A 20,634-nucleotide genomic window follows, 5' to 3' on the forward strand; every position below is an offset into this window, starting at 1 on the left:
GCACGTTCTGGTGATTTTCCGCGGCTCCGTTCGCTGCAATAAAAATGGTTCAACGGCCAGTCCGGCCTCCTCACAGACGGTGTTTCTCATGAACGACCCTCAACCACTAGCCCGCCAGGCATCTCCCGCCGCGCAAGGTCTCTATGACCCGCACAACGAACACGACGCCTGCGGCGTAGGTTTTGTCGCCCATATCAAGGGCAAGAAAAGTCACGAGATCATTCAGCAGGGTTTGAAAATTCTCGAAAACCTCGATCACCGGGGCGCGGTCGGTGCCGACCCCTTAATGGGTGATGGCGCGGGTATTCTGATTCAGATCCCTGATGGTTTTTACCGCGAGGAAATGGCAAGGCAGGGCGTGATGCTGCCTCCGGCCGGCGAATATGGGGTCGGCATGGTTTTTCTGCCGAAAGAACACGCTTCGCGCCTGGCCTGCGAGCAGGAACTGGAGCGCACGGTCAAGGCAGAAGGGCAGGTGGTGCTGGGCTGGCGTGATGTCCCGGTGGATCACACGATGCCGATCTCTCCAACCGTCAAGGCGACCGAGCCGCTCATCCGGCAAATTTTCATTGGCCGTGGCCGCGACATCATGGTGACCGATGCCCTCGAGCGCAAGCTGTACGTCATCCGCAAGACCGCCAGTCATCGTATTCAGGCGCTCCAGCTCAAGCACGGCAAGGAATATTTCGTGCCGTCCATGTCGGCGCGTACGGTTGTTTATAAAGGGCTGCTGCTTGCCGGTCAGGTTGGCGTGTATTACCGCGATTTGCAGGACGAGCGGGTCGTGTCCGCGCTGGCGTTGGTGCACCAGCGTTTCTCGACCAACACCTTCCCAGCCTGGGAGCTGGCGCATCCGTACCGGATGATTGCCCATAACGGCGAGATCAACACCGTCAAGGGCAACGTCAACTGGCTCAACGCGCGCACGGGCGCAATCGCCAGCCATGTGCTGGGCGATGACCTGCCCAAGCTCTGGCCGCTGATCTATCCTGGCCAGTCGGATACCGCTTCATTCGATAACTGTCTTGAGTTGCTGGTGATGGCGGGCTATCCGCTGGTTCACGCAGTCATGATGATGATCCCCGAGGCGTGGGAGCAGCACACGTTGATGGATGACAACCGCCGCGCCTTCTACGAATATCACGCCGCGATGATGGAGCCATGGGATGGCCCCGCGGCCATCGCCTTTACCGATGGCCGCCAGATTGGCGCGACGCTCGACCGCAACGGGCTGCGTCCGGCGCGCTACATCATTACCGATGACGATCTCGTCATCATGGCGTCCGAATCCGGCGTGCTGCCTATTCCCGAATCGAAGATCGTCAAGAAATGGCGTCTGCAGCCGGGCAAGATGTTCCTGATCGACATGGAGCATGGCCGCATCATTGACGACAAGGAGCTCAAGGACAACCTCGCCAACGCCAAGCCCTACAAGAGCTGGATTGACGCTGTGCGGATCAAGCTCGATGAAATCGACGCGCCCGTCGAGGGCCATGTCAGCGGGTACCACGAGGCAGCGGCGCTGCTCGACCGGCAACAGGCATTTGGTTACACCCAGGAAGACCTCAAGTTCCTGATGGCGCCGATGGCGCAGTCGGGCGAGGAGGCCGTGGGCTCGATGGGTAACGATTCACCGCTGGCGGTGATGTCGAACAAGAACAAGACGCTGTATCACTACTTCAAGCAACTGTTCGCCCAGGTGACGAACCCGCCAATCGATCCGATCCGTGAAAACATGGTGATGTCGCTGGTGTCGTTTGTCGGCCCCAAACCCAATCTGCTCGATACCAACAACATCAACCCGCCGATGCGGCTCGAAGTCTCGCAGCCGGTGCTCGATTTCCGCGACATCGCCAAGATTCGCGCGATTGATCAATACACCGGTGGCAAATTCAGTTCGTATGAGCTGAACATCTGTTATCCGGTGGTGTGGGGCAAGGAGGGCATCGAAGCGCGTCTGGCCTCGCTGTGCGCGGAGGCGGTCGATGCCGTGAAGTCCGGCTACAACATGCTGATCGTTTCGGATCGCAAGGCCAACCGGGATCACGTGGCGATTCCCGCGTTGCTGGCCACGGCGGCCATCCACACGCATCTGGTGCAGCAAGGGCTGCGCACGAGCACGGGCCTCGTCGTCGAAACCGGTTCGGCACGCGAAACCCACCACTTCGCGCTACTCGCGGGCTATGGCGCCGAAGCGGTGCATCCCTATCTGGCCATGGAAACGCTTGCGCACATGGCCGCAGGTCTCAAGGGCGAGCTGTCCGCGGACAAAGCCATCTACAACTTCACGAAGGCGGTGGGCAAGGGGCTGCTGAAGGTCATGTCGAAGATGGGCATTTCGACCTACATGTCCTATACCGGCGCGCAGATTTTCGAGGCGGTAGGCCTGGCTGAAGATCTGGTGACGAAGTATTTCAAAGGCACGTCATCGAAGGTGGGCGGCATTGGTCTTTTTGAAGTCGCGGAAGAAGCCATCCGTTGGCACCACGACGCCTTTGGCGACAATCCGTTGCTGGCGACGATGCTCGACGCAGGCGGTGAATACGCCTATCGCGTGCGCGGCGAAGAACATATGTGGACGCCCGATGCGATTGCTCGCCTGCAGCATTCCACGCGCAGCAATTCGTATCAGACCTACAAGGAGTACGCGCACCTGATCAACGATCAGACGAAGCGCCACATGACATTCCGGGGTTTGTTCGAGTTCCGCGTCGATCCGGCTAAAGCGATTGCGCTCGATGAGGTCGAACCGGCCCGGGAGATCGTCAAACGCTTTGCGACGGGCGCGATGTCGCTGGGTTCGATTTCAACCGAAGCGCACGCGACACTCGCCGTGGCGATGAACCGCATCGGCGGCAAGTCGAACACGGGCGAAGGCGGCGAGGACGAAAACCGGTATCGCAATGAGCTGCGCGGCATTCCGATCAAAAAAGGCGACACGCTGGCATCCGTGATTGGCAGCGAAGTGGTGGCCGATATCGCGTTGCAAGACGGTGACTCGTTACGCTCGAAGATCAAGCAGGTGGCATCGGGCCGTTTCGGTGTCACGGCGGAGTACCTGTCTTCCGCGGACCAGATTCAAATCAAGATGGCGCAAGGCGCCAAGCCGGGTGAAGGCGGCCAGTTGCCCGGCCATAAAGTGACCGACTACATCGGCCGCTTGCGTTATTCAGTGCCAGGCGTTGGCTTGATCTCGCCGCCGCCGCATCACGATATTTATTCCATCGAAGACCTCGCGCAACTGATTCACGACCTGAAGAACGTGAATCCGGCGGCCAGCATTTCGGTCAAGCTCGTGTCTGAATCGGGTGTGGGCACGGTGGCCGCAGGGGTGGCGAAAGCCAAGGCCGACCATGTGGTGATTGCCGGTCACGATGGCGGCACGGGCGCCTCGCCGCTGTCGTCGGTCAAGCATGCGGGTACACCGTGGGAGCTTGGTCTGGCGGAAACCCAGCAAACCCTGGTGCTCAACCAGTTGCGCGGGCGTATTCGCGTGCAGGCCGATGGCCAGATGAAAACCGGCCGCGACGTAGTGATTGGGGCGCTCCTCGGCGCCGATGAGTTTGGTTTTGCGACCGCGCCGCTCGTCGTCGAAGGCTGCATCATGATGCGCAAATGCCATCTGAATACCTGCCCCGTCGGCGTGGCCACGCAAGATCCCGTCTTGCGCGCCAAGTTCACCGGGCAACCTGAACATGTGGTGAACTTCTTCTTCTTTGTCGCCGAAGAAGTGCGCGAAATCATGGCGCAACTCGGCATACGCAAGTTCGATGACCTCGTTGGGCATGCCGAACTGCTCGACATGAAAAAAGGCGTCGAGCACTGGAAAGCGAAAGGGCTGGATTTCTCGCGCGTGTTTTATCAGCCGCCGGTCGCCGCGGAGATTGCGCGCAAACACAACGATGTGCAGGACCATGGCCTCGTGCGCGCGCTGGACCACACGCTGATTGAAAAGGCCCGGGCCGCGATCGAACACGGCGAGCATGTGTCGTTCATCCAGCCGGTACGCAACGTGAACCGCACGGTGGGTGCGATGCTCTCCGGCATGATCGCCAGAAAGCATGGTCACGAAGGTTTGCCCGATGACGCCATCCATATTCAGCTGAAAGGTACGGCTGGCCAGAGCTTCGGCGCGTTTTTAGCGCGCGGCGTCACGCTCGATCTGGTCGGCGACGGCAATGATTACGTGGGCAAGGGGCTCTCGGGCGGGCGCATCATCATTCGTCCCACCAACGATTTCCGCGGTAAATCGGAAGAAAACATCATTTGTGGCAACACCGTGATGTACGGCGCGCTCGAAGGTGAGGCGTTTTTTCGGGGCGTTGCGGGTGAGCGTTTTTGCGTGCGTAACTCCGGCGCCACAGCCGTCGTGGAAGGCACGGGTGACCACGGTTGCGAATACATGACCGGTGGCACCGTCGTGGTGCTCGGCGAAACCGGGCGGAACTTTGCCGCGGGCATGTCGGGCGGCGTGGCCTATGTGTTCGATCCTGAAGGAAGCTTCGCGGGCAAGTGCAACAGGTCGATGGTCGCGCTCGATCCGGTGTTGCAGCAAGCCGAGCAGGAACGCACGATCAACCCCGCGTTGTGGCACACCGGGGCCACCGATGAAGCCTTGCTTAAAGGGCTGGTGGAGCGGCACTTCCAGTTCACCGGTTCGCTGCGCGCCAAGGTGCTGCTGGAAAACTGGGATGCCTCGCGCCGTCAGTTCGTGAAAGTTTTTCCCACGGAATACAAGCGTGCGCTCGGTGAGATTGGCGCGAAGAAAACGGGCAAGGAAGCGCTCGCCGCCTGAGCATCGTGGCCCGCTACCCGGCGAGCACCCCAAATTATCGACGCTGGCTGCGCGTGAATGCAGCCAGCGCCCGATCCCTGATCAATACTGCTGATAGATAAAGAAGAGCATCCCATGGGCAAGGCAACCGGTTTTCTGGAGTATGAGCGCCGCCACGAGGCATATGAAGCGCCACTCACACGCATCAAGCATTACAAGGAGTTCGTTGCAGCGCTGGCTGATGACGAAGCAAAAATCCAGGGCGCACGCTGTATGGATTGCGGTATTCCATTTTGCAATAGCGGCTGCCCGGTGAATAACATCATTCCGGACTTCAACGATCTCGTATTTCATGGGGATTGGAAGACCGCGCTTGAGGTACTGCATTCAACCAACAACTTTCCTGAATTCACCGGCCGGATTTGCCCGGCGCCGTGTGAAGCCGCCTGCACGCTGGGCATCAACAATGATCCGGTCGGGATCAAATCGATTGAGCACGCGATTATCGACAAAGCCTGGGCCGAGGGGTGGGTCGCACCGTTGCCACCCAGGCACAAAAGCGGCAAAAAAGTCGCGGTGGTGGGGTCCGGGCCTGCGGGTTTGGCGGCAGCGCAGCAGCTCGCGCGTGCCGGACACGAGGTCACGGTATTCGAGAAAAACGACCGGATTGGCGGCTTGCTGCGCTATGGCATTCCTGATTTCAAGCTGGAGAAATGGCTGATCGATCGTCGCATGCGGCAGATGGAAGCCGAAGGCGTGAGCTTTCGTGCCAATGTTTTCATCGGTAAGGAGCCTTTGCCCGCCTTCGTGGGCAATACCGCAAAAGAGACGCTCTCGCCCGACGATCTCAAAGCCCAGTTCGATGCGATTGTGATTGCAGGGGGTTCCGAGACGCCGCGCGATCTGCCGGTGCCGGGCCGTGAGCTCGCGGGCATTCATTACGCCATGGAGTTTTTACCGCAACAAAACAAGGCGAACGCCGGCGATAAGGTGCTCAACCCGTTGCTGGCGAAGGGCCGGCATGTCGTGGTGATTGGTGGGGGCGATACCGGCTCGGATTGCGTCGGCACGTCGAACCGGCATGGCGCGAAAAGCGTGACGCAATTTGAGTTGCTGCCGCAGCCGCCTGAAACCGAAAACAAGCCGCTGGTCTGGCCGTACTGGCCAGTGAAGCTGCGCACCTCGTCATCGCATGAGGAAGGATGCGAGCGCGACTGGGCGGTGGCGACCAAACGTTTCGAAGGCAAAAACGGCAAGGTTGAAAAACTGGTTGCCGTGCGCGTCGAATGGAAGGATGGAAAGATGCAGGAAGTGCCCGGTTCGGAATTCGAAATGAAGGCTGATCTGGTATTGCTGGCGATGGGGTTCACGCAACCGGTTGCACCTGTGCTGGAGGCCTTCGGCGTTGAACGGGACGCGCGCGGCAATGTGCGCGCGGCAACGGAAGGCGATCACGCTTATTACACCTCGGTCGATAAAGTTTTTGCTGCGGGCGATATGCGCCGCGGACAGTCGCTGGTGGTTTGGGCGATCCGCGAAGGACGTCAGTGCGCACGTTCGGTCGATGCCTTTTTGATGGGGCATTCGGAGTTGCCCCGGTAACGACAGGTTTGGTTTGTGGGTCGGGTTTCTGGCGTTAGGCTTTCGTGGCCCAGCGCCGGGTTCCCCGCCCAAGAAGTGCTGCCACAGCCCAGCCCACCGACCATTCGCCGTCCCAGCCTCCTATGGCTGATGAAATCAGCGCGCTGGTGGCAATTATTCCGGCCTCGCTTTTTGTCATGGCCCAGGCCGCGATCAAGGTGGGAATCAGGAATGATGCGGGGCTTAGCTGGGATTTGCTGGTTTGTTATATGTTAAAACCCCCGGGATTATGCCGGAAATTGCAAATTAAAATTAATAGGATGGATAATTTAAAAATAGAAGGCTGCCGGTTTGATATAAATATTTGAGGTTGAAAATAACTGGGTGGATTAAAACGCAAGATGATGCGTGGTAATTTGATGGGCGGTAATAGATGCGCGTCGTACATGAGGTGTGCTGGATTATGGCATGGGATTTTATGGGTTTGTAATAAGTTATCGCAGAAACGTTGCCTGGGTGATTTATGCCTTTTTATTATCTCTATAATTTTGCGCCCTGATTTAAGTAAAATCCCTGATTGACTGTGCTTGCCTGAAAAATAGAAATTAAAGCCTTCTGTAAATGCGGCATTTGGCTTGCCACATAATTCTATGGGTGGCGTATGAAATATATGAAGTGGGGGACGGCGTTTGCTGTTGTTGCCGTGATTTCGGTATTTGTTGTGTGGAAATTTATCAAAAATAATGAGGATATTTCTCAAATATCAAGGGCTGAAATAAAGCCGGCAGGAAGCCTGGCTATTCCTGTCGCCGCATCGGCAGCGAATACAGACCCGGAGCATTTTATTACTCAGGACGATGTGCCATTTCCACCCATCGCTGATCATCGTGGCTTGCTGGTCGATGGCCAGTATTTCAAACCCCGTCCTGATGTGGCGAGTTACATTGAGAAAGAATATTCGGATATTCCCACCCGGAAAGCCATGTTGCAATTTGCTGCGGCGTTTGAGGCGAGTATTGCGCTGGGCGGAACGGAGGATGGGGCGACGAGGGCTGCAGTATCGGAGCTGGATGCGCTGGGTTGTATCTCGGAAAAATTGTCAGATATTAGTATTAAAGAAAGACTTCATTTAATTAAAGAAATTGAAGCAAGAATGCTCAATTCTCCCGAGAGAATGGTTGCATATGGAGAGAAAGGAGTCATCATGCGTTTTTTGAGGGGGTGATACTTGCATTTATTTTGATTGTGTTGTGGGGGCGTGCTTATGCAAATAATGAAAGTGGCTGTGAAAAGAAGCTTGTTATTTCATATGCTAATGGAATTATGAATAGCTTGTCTAATAGAACGGCGGGGATGAATGCATTAAAAAGCATGGTTGGATCGTCGTATGGTGGCTCTCCCGTAGAATATAGTCTGTCCGACAACCCCACAGAAGGCTTCTTAAAAGATCTGGTCCGTGTATTAAAACAAAAACTGGCAGAAGATCCTGGGCTGAGCTGGGGTTCAAGGTAACCCAGCCGATGGGCCACAGCTTCGTGGGCGTCTACGTCGATCCGGAATCCCGTTCCTGCGCCTCGATCAAAAAGATGACGCAAACCGGCCTGGACCGGCTCGGCCATCCGAACAAGGCAGGCGCGATCCTCGCCCGCTACCGGGCGGTGTCATGGAAGATGGCGGCCCTGCAGCCGGGCATGGAGGCCTCGTGTAACAGCCAGGTGGCAGATGGCATCTGGCCGCTGTCCTGGGTCAACACGGCACGGACGTTCTACCTGAAAGCACCTTACGACGCGGCGAAATCGTATGTGTTCGTCGATGCAGAGGGGCGGAGCATCGATCAGGCGGGGCTGGACCCCTATCTTCCAGAAGGGATGAGTGGCTGGCTGGCCCTCCAGAACAGCGGCGCTTTCGACCGGAGCTTGACGTGGATTGGCCCAGCCGGGCTCTACAAGGAAGGACTTTGCAGTGTCAGCGAGGGCCCGCCCGACACCAGCAAGTTCAGCCTGCTGGATTACTTCAACTCGCCGGACAAGGAGGCGCTGGCCGCTGGGGGCATCACGTTGAGCTGGTTGCCGACGACTTTGCCGTTTGTCTCGTTGCGTGCGGATGTCTGTACCAAAGAGGCGATCACGATGTAGTGGTTTCTGCCAGCGCCACAGCATAGATAAAAACATAGGCAAACAAACCACGAAGTGCTCTTCCCGGATGTAACTTCTCACGCTTCCTTCGTCTGCCGCTCCATCTCGAGCGTGTCGCCATGAAACTCCGCGAGCGCTTCCCGATGCGCAACGCTGACAATGGCGGCATTCGCTAGCCGCTCGACAAACAGTCGATAGAGCCGCGCTTCGTTTTCTGCATCGAGCGCGCTGGTTGCCTCGTCGAGAAACAGATAATCCGGTTTGTGTAGCAGCACCCGGGCTGCCGCCAACCGTTGCTGTTCGCCTGGCGAGAGCATGCGGCTCCAGTGCCCGGATTCTTCCAGACGCTCCGTATAGCCTGCCAAATGACATGCACGGAGCGCTTCCTGACAGGCTTCGTCGCTATAGGCATCAGCAACTGACGGATAGGCGAGTGCGGCTTTTAGCGTGCCGATGGGCAGATAGCTCTGCTGCGGGATGAACATCATCCGGGCGTTCACGGGCACATCAATCGCGCCGTCGCCGAAGGGCCATAAACCGGCGAGCGCTCGCATCAACGTGCTTTTGCCCGCACCGGATGGCCCGCGAACAAGCCAGCGCGAGCCTGGCTTGATCGAGATGTCACGAATGCGCGAGAGCGCATCGCCATTGGGCAGCGCGAGGCGTAACTGATGGGTGGAGAGTGCATCGGCATTGACGTAATGCAGATTGATGCCGCCATGCTCGGTAGCGGGCGAAACGGATTCCTTCAGATGCGGCGCGTGCATGGTGCGGCTAAATTCACGCAACCGGTTCACGGTGGCGCGCCATTCGACGAGCGTGCCGTAGCTGTTGATAAACCACGAAAACGAGTTGCTGACCGTGCCGAAGGCCTGCGAAATCTGCATCAGCACGCCGAACGTGAACGCGCCCGCGAAGTAACGCGGCGCGGCGACAACCAGCGGAAAAATAATTGCAATCTGGCCATAAAAGCTCAGCACGAAGGTGAGACGGCGGGTGTATTTCATCACCTGCCACCAGTTGTCGCGGATACGGACGAAGAGGTTTTTGGCGTTGTTTTCTTCGGTGTTCATGCCGTCGTAGAACGCGATTTGCTCGGCGTTCTCGCGGACGCGGATCAGGCCGAAACGGAAATCCGCTTCGACGCGTTGCATCTGGTAATTGATCGATACCAGCGGATGGCCAAACTTCTGGATCACCAGCGAGCCGCCTACGGCATAGAGCGCTGCCGCCCACACCATATAGCCAGGAATATGGATGGGCGTGCCGCCCAGGGTGAAACTCAGTGCCCCGGCGAGCGACCATAGAATCGTAATAAACGTTATCAGGGTGATGACGGTCGAGAGCAAATCCAGCGTCAGCGACAACGTGGTGTTGGCAAATGACTGGAGGTCATCGCTAATTCGCTGATCGGGGTTATCCGTGAGCCGGTCGCGCTCGATACGATAAAACGTGCCGCCACGGAGCCAGTCTTGCAGATAGCGTGTCGTGAGCCATTGGCGCCAGCGAAAGCCGAGCATCTGCCGCAGATATCGCCCATAAACCGCAAGAATAATGAAGGCGAAGGCCAGCCCGCTGAACACCAGCAACAGATGGGGGAAATCGCGGACGTTTTTGGCTTGCAGGGCGTTGTAGAAATTCGCATTCCAGCGGTTCAGCCAGACATTGATTGCGATCACCAGCAAGTTCATCACGATGATCGCCGCAAGCAGGCTCCAGGCGATCTTGCGTTCTTCGGAGACCCAGTACGGCTTGATCAGGCTCCACGCGGAGACGGGTTGATCGTCGGTGGGCATGCGGCGGAAATCGGTGTTCGGTGTGTCGGGTGTCATGGCCATCCTTTGAGTGCCGAAGTCTCGCGCTACGACGCTAGGTGGAAGTAAATGTGGACGTGTGGGCGCGGGTCTGAAATGTCGTTGCGCGGCAGGCCGCTTGCGGGCCGCCCGCAGGCTGTCCAGTTGCGCGAGTGTGAGCGGAATGTCTTAAACGGACATTAACGGGATAGAACGTGCCGCGCGCCCTGGGCTGACGTCTCGCCGTGCCCGGTGACGCTGTTGCGGCGAACGAGCCTGTTTTGCGGATCAGACATTGTGCCAGAGCATGCTGCATCGCAGCGCCGCCGTGCGCTGCGCCAGACTGGCCGGACTTGCCAGATGGCTTACGCTGCATGGGTGCCGGTTTGCTGGTGAAGCGCCGTTGTGTTCTAATGCCCCACGACGAAACAGGGGTGCTGGGCTGCGGTTCACACGTGGCAGCGCGGCTGAGAAAAACCCTTCGCACCCGATCCGGGTAATACCGGCGCGGGAAGTTTCCGGAAGCTTCTTCCTCTTCCATCGCCTTGCCAGACGGCAGCCACATGTGGCATGCACAGTCTGGCCGGTTTCGCCCGCCGGTTTCGTCTTGGGTGCGCGCTTTTTGCCGTGCAGACAGGATCCGATGACCGCTCATTTTTCCGTTTTCTATTTCTATTGCGCTCCTGCGCCTTTTTCCATTCGCTCTCCGTTTGATGGCATGGACGGCATCGGACATGGTCGACCTTATCCGCGAAGCGAATCATGCCCACGATGACCCCGTCTCCGTCTCTGTCACCGTCTTCTTCGCCTGTTTCGTCCTTTTCTGCCAGGCCCGATGTCGCGGTGCTGGGCGGCGGGTTATGCGGCCGTCTGGTCGCATGGCAGCTTGCGGGCGCGGGCTATCGCGTGGCGCTTTATGAGCGCGGAGACGCGGCCGGATCGCATTCGGCGGCCTGGGTGGCCGCGGCGATGCTCGCGCCGCTGGCCGAAGCCGCTAGCGCCGAGCTGCTGATCACCCAGTTAGGTGCGGCATCGCTTGAAACCTGGCCGAAGGTGCTCGCAGCCTTGCCCGAACCGGTTTTTTTCCAGCGCAATGGCACGCTGGTGCTCTGGCATCACGCCGATCGCACGGAAGCACCGTTGTTCGAGCGCCGTTTGCGGGCGAATGCGCCGGCGGAATGGCTCGATGACGGCCTGGTGCGCTTCTCGGGCGCGCAACTCGATGCGCTCGAGCCCGCGCTGGCAGGGCGCTTCCCTCAAGGCTGGCTGTTACCGCGCGAGGGCCAGCTCGATAACCGTCAAGTGCTGCACGCGCTGGCGCTAGGCCTGGCCGAGCGGGGTGTGGCACTGCACTGGAATACCGCGGTCGACGAGCCTGCGTTGCCCGCCGCAGGCCTCACGATTGACTGCCGCGGGTTAGGGTCCAAGCCGGTTTGGCCGGGGCTGCGTGGTATCCGGGGCGAAGTCGCGCGGGTTCATGCACCCGGGATTGAGCTTTCGCGGCCGGTGCGTCTGCTGCATCCGCGCTATCCGTTGTATCTCGCGCCCAAGCAGGACAGCGTGTATGTCATCGGTGCGACCGAAATCGAAGGCGAGGACGCCTCGCCAGTCAGCGTGCGCTCGGCGCTTGAGTTGCTGAGCGCGGCGTTTTCGGTGCATCCGGGTTTTGCCGAGGCGCGGATTCTCGAACTCAATGCGCAGTGCCGGCCGACCTTGCCTGATCATCGCCCCGCGCTGGTGTGGGACGGCGCCGCGACGTTGCGGGTCAATGGGCTGTACCGGCATGGCTACATGATCGCGCCCGAAGTCGCTGAGGCGGCTGTCAGTCTGGCCCACTGGCTGCTCGATGGCCGGGTTCACGATGCGGATGCGTTTGCCGCCTGGCGCCGCGAGACACGATGGCCGGCACTATTTCATCAGGCTGATTGAACATCCGCCCCTCGTACTGATTGAACGAACCGAACGAACCGAACGAACCACTTCCTTACATCATGGATATTCATCTCAACCAGAAGCCGTTGTCGCTGCCCGAAGGCGCGACGATTGCCGATGCGCTCGTTGCTTACGGCGCGCGTCCGCCGTTTGCCGTGGGGCTTAATGGCGCTTTCGTGGCCCGGTCGCAGCATGCGTCGCACGCCCTTCGCGCGGGCGATCGGCTCGATGTCGTGCAGCCGGTCGCGGGCGGCTGAACCTTCAGCGCTTTTGTCTGGCACCCTGGCCCGATTTTTCCCGCCCTCTGCCATTGCTCTATTGCTCCATTGCTCCACCAGCAAGGATGTTCCGATGATTTTTCCTGTTCTTTCCGATCCACTCCGGCTGTATGGCGAGACGTTCGCCAGCCGGGTGCTGCTCGGCACTTCGCGCTATCCCTCGTTGCAATCGCTTTCGGATTCGATTGATGCGGCCCGGCCCGGCATGGTGACCGTCGCGCTGCGCCGCCAGATGCAGACAGATGGCGCGCAAACGGGTTTCTTCGATTTGCTCAAGCGGCATGGCGTGCCCCTGCTGCCCAATACGGCCGGCTGCCAGAGCGTGAGCGAAGCGCTCAATACAGCGTATATGGCCCGCGAAGTCTTCGAGACCGACTGGATCAAGCTCGAACTGATCGGTGACGATTACACGCTGCAGCCTGACCCCGTGGGTCTGATTGAGGCGGCGGCCACGCTGGTCAAGGCCGGGTTCAAGGTTTTGCCGTATTGCACGGAAGACCTGGTGATTGGCCGCCGTTTGCTCGATGCGGGCTGTGAAGCGTTGATGCCATGGGGCGCGCCGATCGGCACCGGCAAGGGCGTGGTGAATCCTTATGGGCTGCGCGTATTGCGCGAGCGTTTGCCCGATGTACCGCTGATTGTCGATGCCGGGCTTGGCGTGCCGTCGCATGCCGCGCAGGTGATGGAGTGGGGTTTCGATGGCGTGCTCCTGAACACCGCTGTGTCGCAGGCGACGCATCCGGCCGCGATGGCACAGGCCTTTGCGCTGGGTGTCGAGGCGGGACGCCAGGCGTGGCTGGCGGGGCCGATGGCCGAGCGCGAAACGGCTCATGCCAGCACGCCCGTGGTGGGTTTGCCGTTTTGGCATCAGGACGGAGGGGCCGCGTGAGTGATGCGTGGGCAGGTTCGGCGCGCGGCCCGTTCTGGCCGCCTGCCGATGAACAGGCTGCCGTTGCCGGGCGTATTCGCGCGCGTCTCGGCGATTGGGCGCCTCCCAGCCAGCCTTGGTGTCTCTGCTTGAGCGCGCCGGATGAGGCCCGGCGCGGAGATCTGATTGTCGTGATGCACGCGCCTTCCTCGGCACGCTCTCCAGACGCGAGATCTTCGCTTGCTGGCAGCCCAATCGCGCGTTGGCAGCGTCAGGGCGCGGGCGTGATCGAAGTAGTCGGGCCCACCGCGCTGACGCTCCACCTTGATGGCGAACGCTATGCCCTGGAGGGCGTGCTGTCCGACGACTGGATCGCCGCGCTGGCAGCTTTCCTCGATTGCGGTTTTGCCCCGCACGATGCGTTAGTGCTGGCGTTGGCATGGCGCGCTGGCGACGAACTGAGCCTGGCTGATCCATGGCCGGTCGATCTGGCGCGCTTTCCGCGCGTGATGGGTTTGCCCGCCGCGCCTGCCGTTGCGTTTGCGCCGTGTCCCGTGCGACTGGGTCTTTATCCTGTGCTGCCGACGGCGCAATGGGTCGAGCGTGTGCTGGCTTTCGGCGTGAAAACGGTGCAGTTGCGTCGTAAAACGGCAGAGCCTGCGGAACTCGCGTGCGAGATTCGGCAAAGTGTGGCGGCGGGACGGCGGCATGATGCCCGGGTCTTCATCAACGATCACTGGCAAGCGGCGCTGGACGCGGGCGCTTACGGCGTGCATCTCGGCCAGGAAGACTTGCCCGGCGCCGATCTATCCGCGCTGGCGGCAGCCGGCATGCGGCTTGGTTTATCGACGCACGGCTACTACGAGATTCTCCGGGCGCTGCACTATCGCCCTAGTTACATCGCGCTAGGCGCCGTGTTTCCCACCGCGACCAAGCATGTGTCAACCGGGGCGCAAGGTTTGGCGCGGCTGGCGCGCTATGTGCGTTTGCTCGATGGCGTGATGCCACTGGTGGCGATCGGCGGCATTGATGCCGGGCGGCTGTCTGCCGTGCTGGCGACGGGGGTCGGCAGTGCCGCGGTCGTGAGCGCGGTGACCGGTGCGACAGATTCCGCGGCGGCTGTGGCCGCGTTGCAGTCTATGTGCGACGCATGAGTGCAGTACTGCGTGGAGGCTAATCGGGGCGTGTGACGGCACGGTTCATACGATGGCCCTATAATTGCCGGCTGCTGACAAAAGACCCCTCGTTTCGTGCCATTTAATCCCGATAATCCCGATCACCTGCTTGAATTACGCGACGTCGACTTCGGTTACGGCGATCGTCTCATTCTGTCGTCCCTGAACATGCGTTTTCGCCGTGGGCAGGTGATCGCGGTGATGGGCGGCTCGGGCTGCGGCAAGACCACCCTGTTGCGGCTGATCGGCGGCCTGATGCGGGCGCGGCGCGGTCAGGTGCTGTTTCAGGGGCAGGACGTGGGCGCGCAAACGCGCGATGGTCTTTACGCGCTGCGGCGAAAAATGGGCATGCTGTTCCAGTTCGGTGCGCTGTTTACGGATGCCTCGGTATTCGACAACGTGGCTTTCGCCCTGCGCGAGCATACCGATCTGTCTGAAGCGCTAATCCATGACCTCGTGCTGATGAAGCTCAACGCGGTGGGTTTGCGTGCCGCACGCGATCTCATGCCTTCCGAGATCTCCGGCGGCATGGCGCGGCGTGTGGCGCTGGCGCGGGCCATCGCGCTCGATCCCGAACTCATGATGTATGACGAGCCGTTTTCTGGCCTCGATCCCATTTCCCTGGGCATTACCGCCAAACTGATCCACACGCTGAACCAGGCGCTCGGCGCGACCTCGATTATGGTGACGCACGAAGTGCCCGAATCGTTTGCGATTGCCGATTATGTCTACTTTCTGGCCAACGGCGGTGTGTATGCCGAAGGCACGCCGTCTCAGCTGTGGGCCTCGACGGATGCCACCGTGCGCCAGTTCCTCGACGGCGCGCCGGACGGCCCATTTAAATTCGACTATCCGGGCAGCACTTCGCTGGCGACTGATTTTGGCGTTGGCGGAGGGGCAGCATGATTAGCGCAATTGGACGTTCGGTGATCGGCGGGCTTGAGCGCGCGGGCTATGCGACGCGTTTTTTCCTGCGGCTGATGCTCGAATTTTTTCCACTGCTGCGGCGGCCACGGCTTGTCACGCGGCAAATTCACTTTGTCGGCATTTATTCGCTGCTGATTATCGCGGTGTCGGGGCTGTTCGTCGGCTTCGTGCTGGGCTTGCAGGGCTATTACACGCTGAACCGCTACGGCTCCGAACAGGCGCTCGGGATGCTGGTGGCGCTGTCGCTGGTGCGCGAACTGGGGCCGGTGGTGACCGCGCTGCTTTTCGCTGGCCGTGCGGGTACCTCGCTCACGGCTGAAATCGGCCTGATGAAAGCGGGTGAACAGCTCACCGCGATGGAAATGATGGCGGTCGATCCGCTCAAGGTGGTGATAGCGCCGCGGATGTGGGCTGGCATTATTTCGATGCCGGTGCTGGCGGCGATTTTCAGCGCGGTGGGCGTGATCGGCGGCTACATCGTGGGCGTGTTGCTGATTGGCGTGGATTCCGGCGCGTTCTGGTCGCAGATGCAAGGTGGCGTGGATGTCTGGCGCGATGTGGGCAATGGCGTGATCAAGAGCCTGGTGTTTGGCTTTGCCGTGACTTTTATCGCGCTTTACCAGGGTTATGAGGCCAAGCCGACGCCGGAAGGTGTGTCGCGCGCGACCACCCTGACTGTGGTGTACGGCTCGCTGACGGTACTCGGTCTCGATTTTTTGCTGACGGCGCTGATGTTCAGCTAGAACCACACGGATACGGTTTCCGCGCGGAAAGTCCCTGCCGCGCTAGCCGGTTCTCTTTGGAATGAAGATGAAAAAGACTGCTCTCGACTTCTGGGTCGGCCTGTTTGTTGTGCTGGGGTTCGTGGCGCTGCTGTTTCTGGCGCTGAAGGCTGGCAATATGAGTTCGCTGTCGTTTCAGCAGACGTATCCGGTGTCGTTGACATTCGACAACATTGGTGGCCTGAAGCCCCGTGCCGCCGTGAAAAGCGCGGGTGTGGTGGTGGGCCGGGTCGCGTCCATCGGCTTTGACAGCAATACCTATCAGGCGCGCGTCACGCTGGATCTGGACAGTCAATATCCGTTTCCGAAAGACAGTTCGGCGAAGATTCTCACGTCGGGCCTGCTCGGCGAGCAATACATCGGGCTGGAGCCTGGTGGCGATACCCAAATGTTGAAGGCAGGCGACACGATCACGATGACGCAATCGGCGATCGTGCTCGAAAACCTGATTGGGCAGTTTCTCTATAGCAAGGCAGCGGATTCGGGCGCCGCGAAGGCAGATGTCCCGGTACCCGCTGCGCTGGAACCGGTGGCGCCTGCTTCGGGCACGGCGCCCCAGTAACAAACAAGGAAGGAGTAAAACTCATGCAGAACAAGGGTATCCGCACTGGCGTACTGGTGCTGGCGATGTCACTGGCGGGTTGCTCGACCGTGCAGACGCCGATCAAGGCTGATCCGATCGAAGGCTTTAACCGCACGATGTTCACGGTCAATGACAAGATCGACCAGTACGCGCTCAAGCCGGTCGCCGAAGGCTATGTGTGGCTGACACCGGAGCCGGTGCGCGATAGCGTGACCAATTTCTTTTCGAATGCTGGCGATGTGTATATCGCGGCGAACAATCTGCTGCAGCTCAAGATTGCCGATGGTGTGGGTGACATCATGCGTGTCGTGATCAACACGATATTTGGCGTGGGCGGCCTGTTCGATGTCGCCACGCTGGCGAAGCTGCCTAAACACGACAACGATCTTGGCCTGACGCTGGGACACTACGGCGTGCCGGCTGGCCCCTATCTGGTGTTGCCGCTGATGGGCCCAAGCACGGTGCGCGATACGGTTTCGATGGTAGGCGACTACTTTGTCAATCCGCTTTCCTACGTCAAGCCGGATGCGGCAAGCTGGGGGCTGTACGGATTGAACGTGATCGATATGCGGGCCAACCTGCTGAGCGCGGGTGACGTGCTTGAAGGCGCGGCGCTCGACAAATATTCGTTTGTCCGCAATGCATACTTGCAGCGCCGCAAGTATTTGCTGTCGGATGGCAAGAGCGCGGCGTTGCCCGATTATGGCGACGATACGCCGCCGCCGAAATACGAAGACGTGGACGAGACTGATGCTGCTGCATCGGGTGCAGCGGCGGCGGCTTCGGCCGGGAGGAAGGCTTCAGCGCCGACCAGCGCGGGGAGCGCGCCGCAACCGACGACTGTGCCCGCCAGCCAGATGATTCCTCCCACACTTTTTGGCCATCCTTCATTCAAGTTGCGCTAACGCGTGGTAGCTTCCGCATTCGTGCGGAAGCATTCATTTTGGGCAGGATTTGATATGAAAAAATTATTCCTTGTGTCATTTTTTGCAGCTTTTCTGGCATTGACGGATAGTGCTTCCGCACAAGGTGTGGATACGAGTGCACCGGATATGCTGATTAAGACAGCCACGAAGCAGGTGATTGATGCTGTTCGCACTGACAAATCGGTGCAGCAAGGCGATATCAACGAGATCACGAAGCTCGTCAACGAAAAAATCCTTCCCTACACCGATTTCCTCCGTACCACGCGGCTGGCGATGGGCCGTAACTGGCGCGTGGCGACTCCGCAGCAGCAGCAGCAGGTGGTCGAGCAGTTCAAGATACTGCTCATTCGCACCTACTCTGGCGCGCTGGCCCAGGTCCGCGACCAGCAGATCCAGTACCGGCCATTTCATGCCGATCCCGCCGCGACCGATGTGGTCGTGCGCTCCATGGTGATGAACAACGGCACGCCGATTCAGCTGGATTACCGCCTGTACAAGACCCCCCAGGGCTGGCGCGTGTATGACATCAACGTGTTGGGCGCATGGCTGATTCAGGCGTATCAGCAGCAGTTCAATGAAGAGATTCAACAACATGGCGTCAATGGGCTGATCCAGTTCCTCACGCAGCGCAATCAGCAACTGGCGGCAGGCAAGCATTCATGAAGCGCTTCGCCAGCGGCGCGACACTCACGCACGCTAGCGCCACAGCGGTGCTAGCCATGGGGCTGCAGCAGATCGAGGCGGGCGCGCAAGAGGTGGATTGCGCCGCGCTGACGCAATTCGATTCGTCCGCGCTGGCCGTGTTGCTGGCATGGCAGCGCGCGGCACAGGCGCGCCATGCTTCACTCGATATCGTCAATTTGCCCGCTGGGCTGGCGAACCTCGCGCAAGCCTACGGTATCGCCGAGCTATTGCCGATGACGTCATCGTAGTTTCAGCGCTTCACTGATTTCGCCCGGGCTGTTTCGATGCCTACCGGGCTCAGGGATTTGAGCCTTTTGCCCTATAATCGAGCGTTTTTGGCGGGGATTTTGACTGTGGGAACGGGCCAGTCAAGCGGTCTCCAGTTAGTCGAGCAGCCCAAAGTAGTCTCGGCCGTCCCCATGAGCCGTCCCAGAACGAGCGGTTCCAAAGCGGCCCCCCATTCTTTTTTATTCCTCTCAAGGTGGCGTTGCTCAAGGCGGCGCGCAGCCCATGTCAGCTATCGAAATTCGTAACGTCAAAAAGCGCTACCGGAATTTGCAGGCGCTTAAGGGCGTCAGCTTTGCCGTGGAAGAAGGCGAGTTTTTTGGGTTGCTGGGCCCCAATGGCGCGGGCAAAACGACGCTCATCAGCATTCTGGCGGGCTTGGCCCGTGCGACGGAAGGCCACATTACGATACGCGGTCATGACGTCGTGAGCGATTTTCGTGCGGCGCGGCGTGCGCTTGGGGTGGTGCCACAGGAACTGGTTTTCGATCCGTTTTTTTCAGTGCGGGAAACCTTGCGCATTCAGTCGGGCTATTACGGCTTGCACCGCAATGACGCGTGGATCGACGAAATCATGGCCAATCTCGATCTCACCGAAAAAGCCGACGTCAATATGCGAGCGCTGTCCGGTGGTATGAAACGCCGCGTGCTGGTCGCCCAGGCGCTGGTGCACCGGCCCCCAGTGATTGTGCTGGACGAGCCTACGGCGGGCGTCGATGTCGAGTTACGCCAGACACTCTGGAAGTTCATTTCCCGCCTGAACCGCGAAGGCCATACGATCGTGCTGACCACGCACTATCTGGAAGAAGCCCAGGCGTTATGCGACCGTATCGCCATGCTGCGGCGCGGCGAAGTCGTCGCGCTTGAGCGGACTCATGCGTTGCTGCAACGTTTTGCCGGAACCCAGCTGTTTATCCGCCTGGCACAAGGTGCCTTGCCGGTTGAGCTGCGCTCGCTTGCAATCGATCCGGGCGCCTTGCCGGCCAACCAGCATCTGTTGCGTCTGAACAATTACGACGAAGTCGAGCGGATCCTTGCGCAATGTCGTGCAGCGGGTTGCACATTCGATGAAATCGAAGTCCGCAAGGCCGATCTTGAAGACGTGTTTCTTCAGGTCATGAAGGGTCCGGAAGTGACCGGGGGGCTCGCATGAGCGGTTTTCGCACGTTGTTTTATAAAGAAATCCTGCGCTTCTGGAAGGTGGCGTTTCAGACCGTGCTGGCGCCGGTCATCACCGCGCTGCTGTATCTGATGATCTTTGGCCATGCGTTGCGCGATCACGTTCAGGTGTATCCAGGGGTGCTGTACACCAGCTTCCTCGTGCCGGGCCTCGTGATGATGAGCATGCTGCAAAACGCGTTTGCCAACAGCTCGTCGTCGCTGATCCAGTCCAAAATCACCGGCAATCTCGTGTTTGTCTTGCTGCCGCCGCTCTCGCACTGGGAGATGTTCAGCGCGTATGTGCTGGCATCGGTCGTGCGTGGTCTCGCGGTCGGGTTTGGCGTGTTTATCGCTACGGTCTGGTTTATTCCGCTCAGTTATAACGCGCCGCTGTATATCGTCGCGTTCGCCGTACTGGGCTCGGCTATTCTGGGCACGCTGGGGCTGATCGCGGGTATCTGGGCGGAAAAATTCGACCAGCTTGCCGCATTTCAGAATTTTCTGATCATGCCGCTGACGTTTCTTTCCGGGGTGTTTTATTCGACGCACACGCTGCCGCCTGGCTGGCGTGAAGTATCGCAACTCAATCCTTTTTTCTACATGATCGACGGTTTTCGTTACGGCTTTTTCGGGATGTCGGATATCAATCCGCTCGTGAGCCTGGCGATTGTCGGCGGTTTTTTTGTGGTGCTGGCGGCGCTGGCGATGCGGATGCTCGCATCCGGCTACAAGCTGCGCCAGTAATTCACGA

At 59.4% G+C, this 20,634-nt stretch carries 19 protein-coding genes and 1 riboswitch; of the genes, 18 read left to right on the top strand and 1 reads right to left on the bottom strand.

All coding sequences use genetic code 11. The features are described 5' to 3' along the window. The first annotated feature begins 88 nt into the window (after nucleotides 1–88). The 6 genes from GH657_RS02675 to GH657_RS02700 all read left to right on the top strand — a co-directional run bounded on the left by GH657_RS02675 (nucleotide 89) and on the right by GH657_RS02700 (nucleotide 8,490). The gene (locus tag GH657_RS02675) at nucleotides 89–4,795 is read left to right on the top strand and encodes a glutamate synthase-related protein (RefSeq protein ID WP_153099251.1); all 4,707 of its coding nucleotides are present in this window, start codon (nucleotides 89–91) and stop codon (nucleotides 4,793–4,795) included. Nucleotides 4,796–4,909: 114 nt separating this feature from the next. Next, entirely contained in the window at nucleotides 4,910–6,376 is a 1,467-nt protein-coding gene (locus GH657_RS02680) for a glutamate synthase subunit beta (RefSeq protein WP_153099252.1), read from the top strand. A gap of 122 nt (nucleotides 6,377–6,498) precedes the next feature. Next, on the top strand, nucleotides 6,499–6,723 hold the full coding sequence (locus GH657_RS02685; protein WP_153099253.1) for a hypothetical protein: 225 nt from the start codon (nucleotides 6,499–6,501) through the stop codon (nucleotides 6,721–6,723). A gap of 293 nt (nucleotides 6,724–7,016) precedes the next feature. Then, nucleotides 7,017–7,580: a hypothetical protein gene (locus tag GH657_RS02690; protein ID WP_153099254.1), complete on the top strand. Its 564-nt coding sequence runs from the start codon at nucleotides 7,017–7,019 to the stop codon at nucleotides 7,578–7,580. Beyond that, complete coding sequence (locus tag GH657_RS02695; protein ID WP_153099255.1) at nucleotides 7,577–7,867, top strand: hypothetical protein; 291 nt, start codon at nucleotides 7,577–7,579, stop codon at nucleotides 7,865–7,867. Before GH657_RS02690 ends, GH657_RS02695 begins: the two co-directional genes overlap by 4 nt. 8 nt (nucleotides 7,868–7,875) lie before the next feature. Continuing rightward, nucleotides 7,876–8,490 (top strand): hypothetical protein, encoded by a 615-nt coding sequence (locus GH657_RS02700; protein WP_153099256.1) that lies wholly within the window; start codon nucleotides 7,876–7,878, stop codon nucleotides 8,488–8,490. Nucleotides 8,491–8,567: 77 nt separating this feature from the next. Here the strand turns inward: GH657_RS02700 and GH657_RS02705 are convergent, their stop codons facing one another. Continuing rightward, nucleotides 8,568–10,322: an ABC transporter ATP-binding protein/permease gene (locus GH657_RS02705; RefSeq protein ID WP_153099257.1), complete on the bottom strand. Its 1,755-nt coding sequence runs from the start codon at nucleotides 10,320–10,322 to the stop codon at nucleotides 8,568–8,570. Nucleotides 10,323–10,703: 381 nt separating this feature from the next. Continuing rightward, nucleotides 10,704–10,814, top strand: a riboswitch (TPP riboswitch). A 240-nt stretch (nucleotides 10,815–11,054) separates the two neighbouring features. Between GH657_RS02705 and GH657_RS02710 the strand changes: the two genes are divergently transcribed. From GH657_RS02710 to GH657_RS02765, 12 genes are all read left to right on the top strand, one after another. Next, nucleotides 11,055–12,212, top strand: a complete 1,158-nt coding sequence (locus GH657_RS02710) for an FAD-dependent oxidoreductase (protein ID WP_153101604.1) — start codon at nucleotides 11,055–11,057, stop codon at nucleotides 12,210–12,212. Nucleotides 12,213–12,274: 62 nt separating this feature from the next. After that, a complete protein-coding gene (gene thiS / locus GH657_RS02715; RefSeq protein WP_153099258.1) occupies nucleotides 12,275–12,472 on the top strand; it encodes a sulfur carrier protein ThiS in 198 nt (65 codons plus the stop codon). 94 nt (nucleotides 12,473–12,566) lie between these two features. After that, entirely contained in the window at nucleotides 12,567–13,382 is an 816-nt protein-coding gene (locus GH657_RS02720) for a thiazole synthase (RefSeq protein ID WP_153099259.1), read from the top strand. Beyond that, nucleotides 13,379–14,515 carry a thiamine phosphate synthase gene (gene thiE / locus GH657_RS02725; protein ID WP_153099260.1) on the top strand — a complete coding sequence of 379 codons (1,137 nt, stop codon included), beginning with the start codon at nucleotides 13,379–13,381 and terminating at the stop codon, nucleotides 14,513–14,515. The genes GH657_RS02720 and thiE overlap by 4 nt, the downstream gene beginning before the upstream one ends. A gap of 96 nt (nucleotides 14,516–14,611) precedes the next feature. After that, nucleotides 14,612–15,442 (top strand): ABC transporter ATP-binding protein, encoded by an 831-nt coding sequence (locus GH657_RS02730; protein ID WP_153099261.1) that lies wholly within the window; start codon nucleotides 14,612–14,614, stop codon nucleotides 15,440–15,442. Beyond that, the gene (gene mlaE, locus GH657_RS02735) at nucleotides 15,439–16,206 is read left to right on the top strand and encodes a lipid asymmetry maintenance ABC transporter permease subunit MlaE (RefSeq protein ID WP_153099262.1); all 768 of its coding nucleotides are present in this window, start codon (nucleotides 15,439–15,441) and stop codon (nucleotides 16,204–16,206) included. The genes GH657_RS02730 and mlaE overlap by 4 nt, the downstream gene beginning before the upstream one ends. A 61-nt stretch (nucleotides 16,207–16,267) precedes the next feature. Beyond that, a complete protein-coding gene (gene mlaD / locus GH657_RS02740) occupies nucleotides 16,268–16,807 on the top strand; it encodes an outer membrane lipid asymmetry maintenance protein MlaD (RefSeq protein ID WP_153099263.1) in 540 nt (179 codons plus the stop codon). Nucleotides 16,808–16,830: 23 nt separating this feature from the next. Beyond that, nucleotides 16,831–17,733, top strand: a complete 903-nt coding sequence (locus tag GH657_RS02745; protein WP_153099264.1) for an MlaA family lipoprotein — start codon at nucleotides 16,831–16,833, stop codon at nucleotides 17,731–17,733. A 54-nt stretch (nucleotides 17,734–17,787) separates the two neighbouring features. Further along, on the top strand, nucleotides 17,788–18,417 hold the full coding sequence (locus GH657_RS02750; protein WP_153099265.1) for an MlaC/ttg2D family ABC transporter substrate-binding protein: 630 nt from the start codon (nucleotides 17,788–17,790) through the stop codon (nucleotides 18,415–18,417). Further along, nucleotides 18,414–18,686: an STAS domain-containing protein gene (locus GH657_RS02755; protein ID WP_153099266.1), complete on the top strand. Its 273-nt coding sequence runs from the start codon at nucleotides 18,414–18,416 to the stop codon at nucleotides 18,684–18,686. The genes GH657_RS02750 and GH657_RS02755 overlap by 4 nt, the downstream gene beginning before the upstream one ends. Nucleotides 18,687–18,948: 262 nt before the next feature. After that, complete coding sequence (locus tag GH657_RS02760) at nucleotides 18,949–19,875, top strand: ABC transporter ATP-binding protein (protein ID WP_153099267.1); 927 nt, start codon at nucleotides 18,949–18,951, stop codon at nucleotides 19,873–19,875. Continuing rightward, a complete protein-coding gene (locus GH657_RS02765) occupies nucleotides 19,872–20,627 on the top strand; it encodes an ABC transporter permease (protein ID WP_153099268.1) in 756 nt (251 codons plus the stop codon). Before GH657_RS02760 ends, GH657_RS02765 begins: the two co-directional genes overlap by 4 nt. Nucleotides 20,628–20,634 lie beyond the last annotated feature (7 nt).

The organism is Paraburkholderia hayleyella, from assembly GCF_009455685.1.
In the GTDB taxonomy this organism is placed as follows: domain Bacteria; phylum Pseudomonadota; class Gammaproteobacteria; order Burkholderiales; family Burkholderiaceae; genus Paraburkholderia; species Paraburkholderia hayleyella.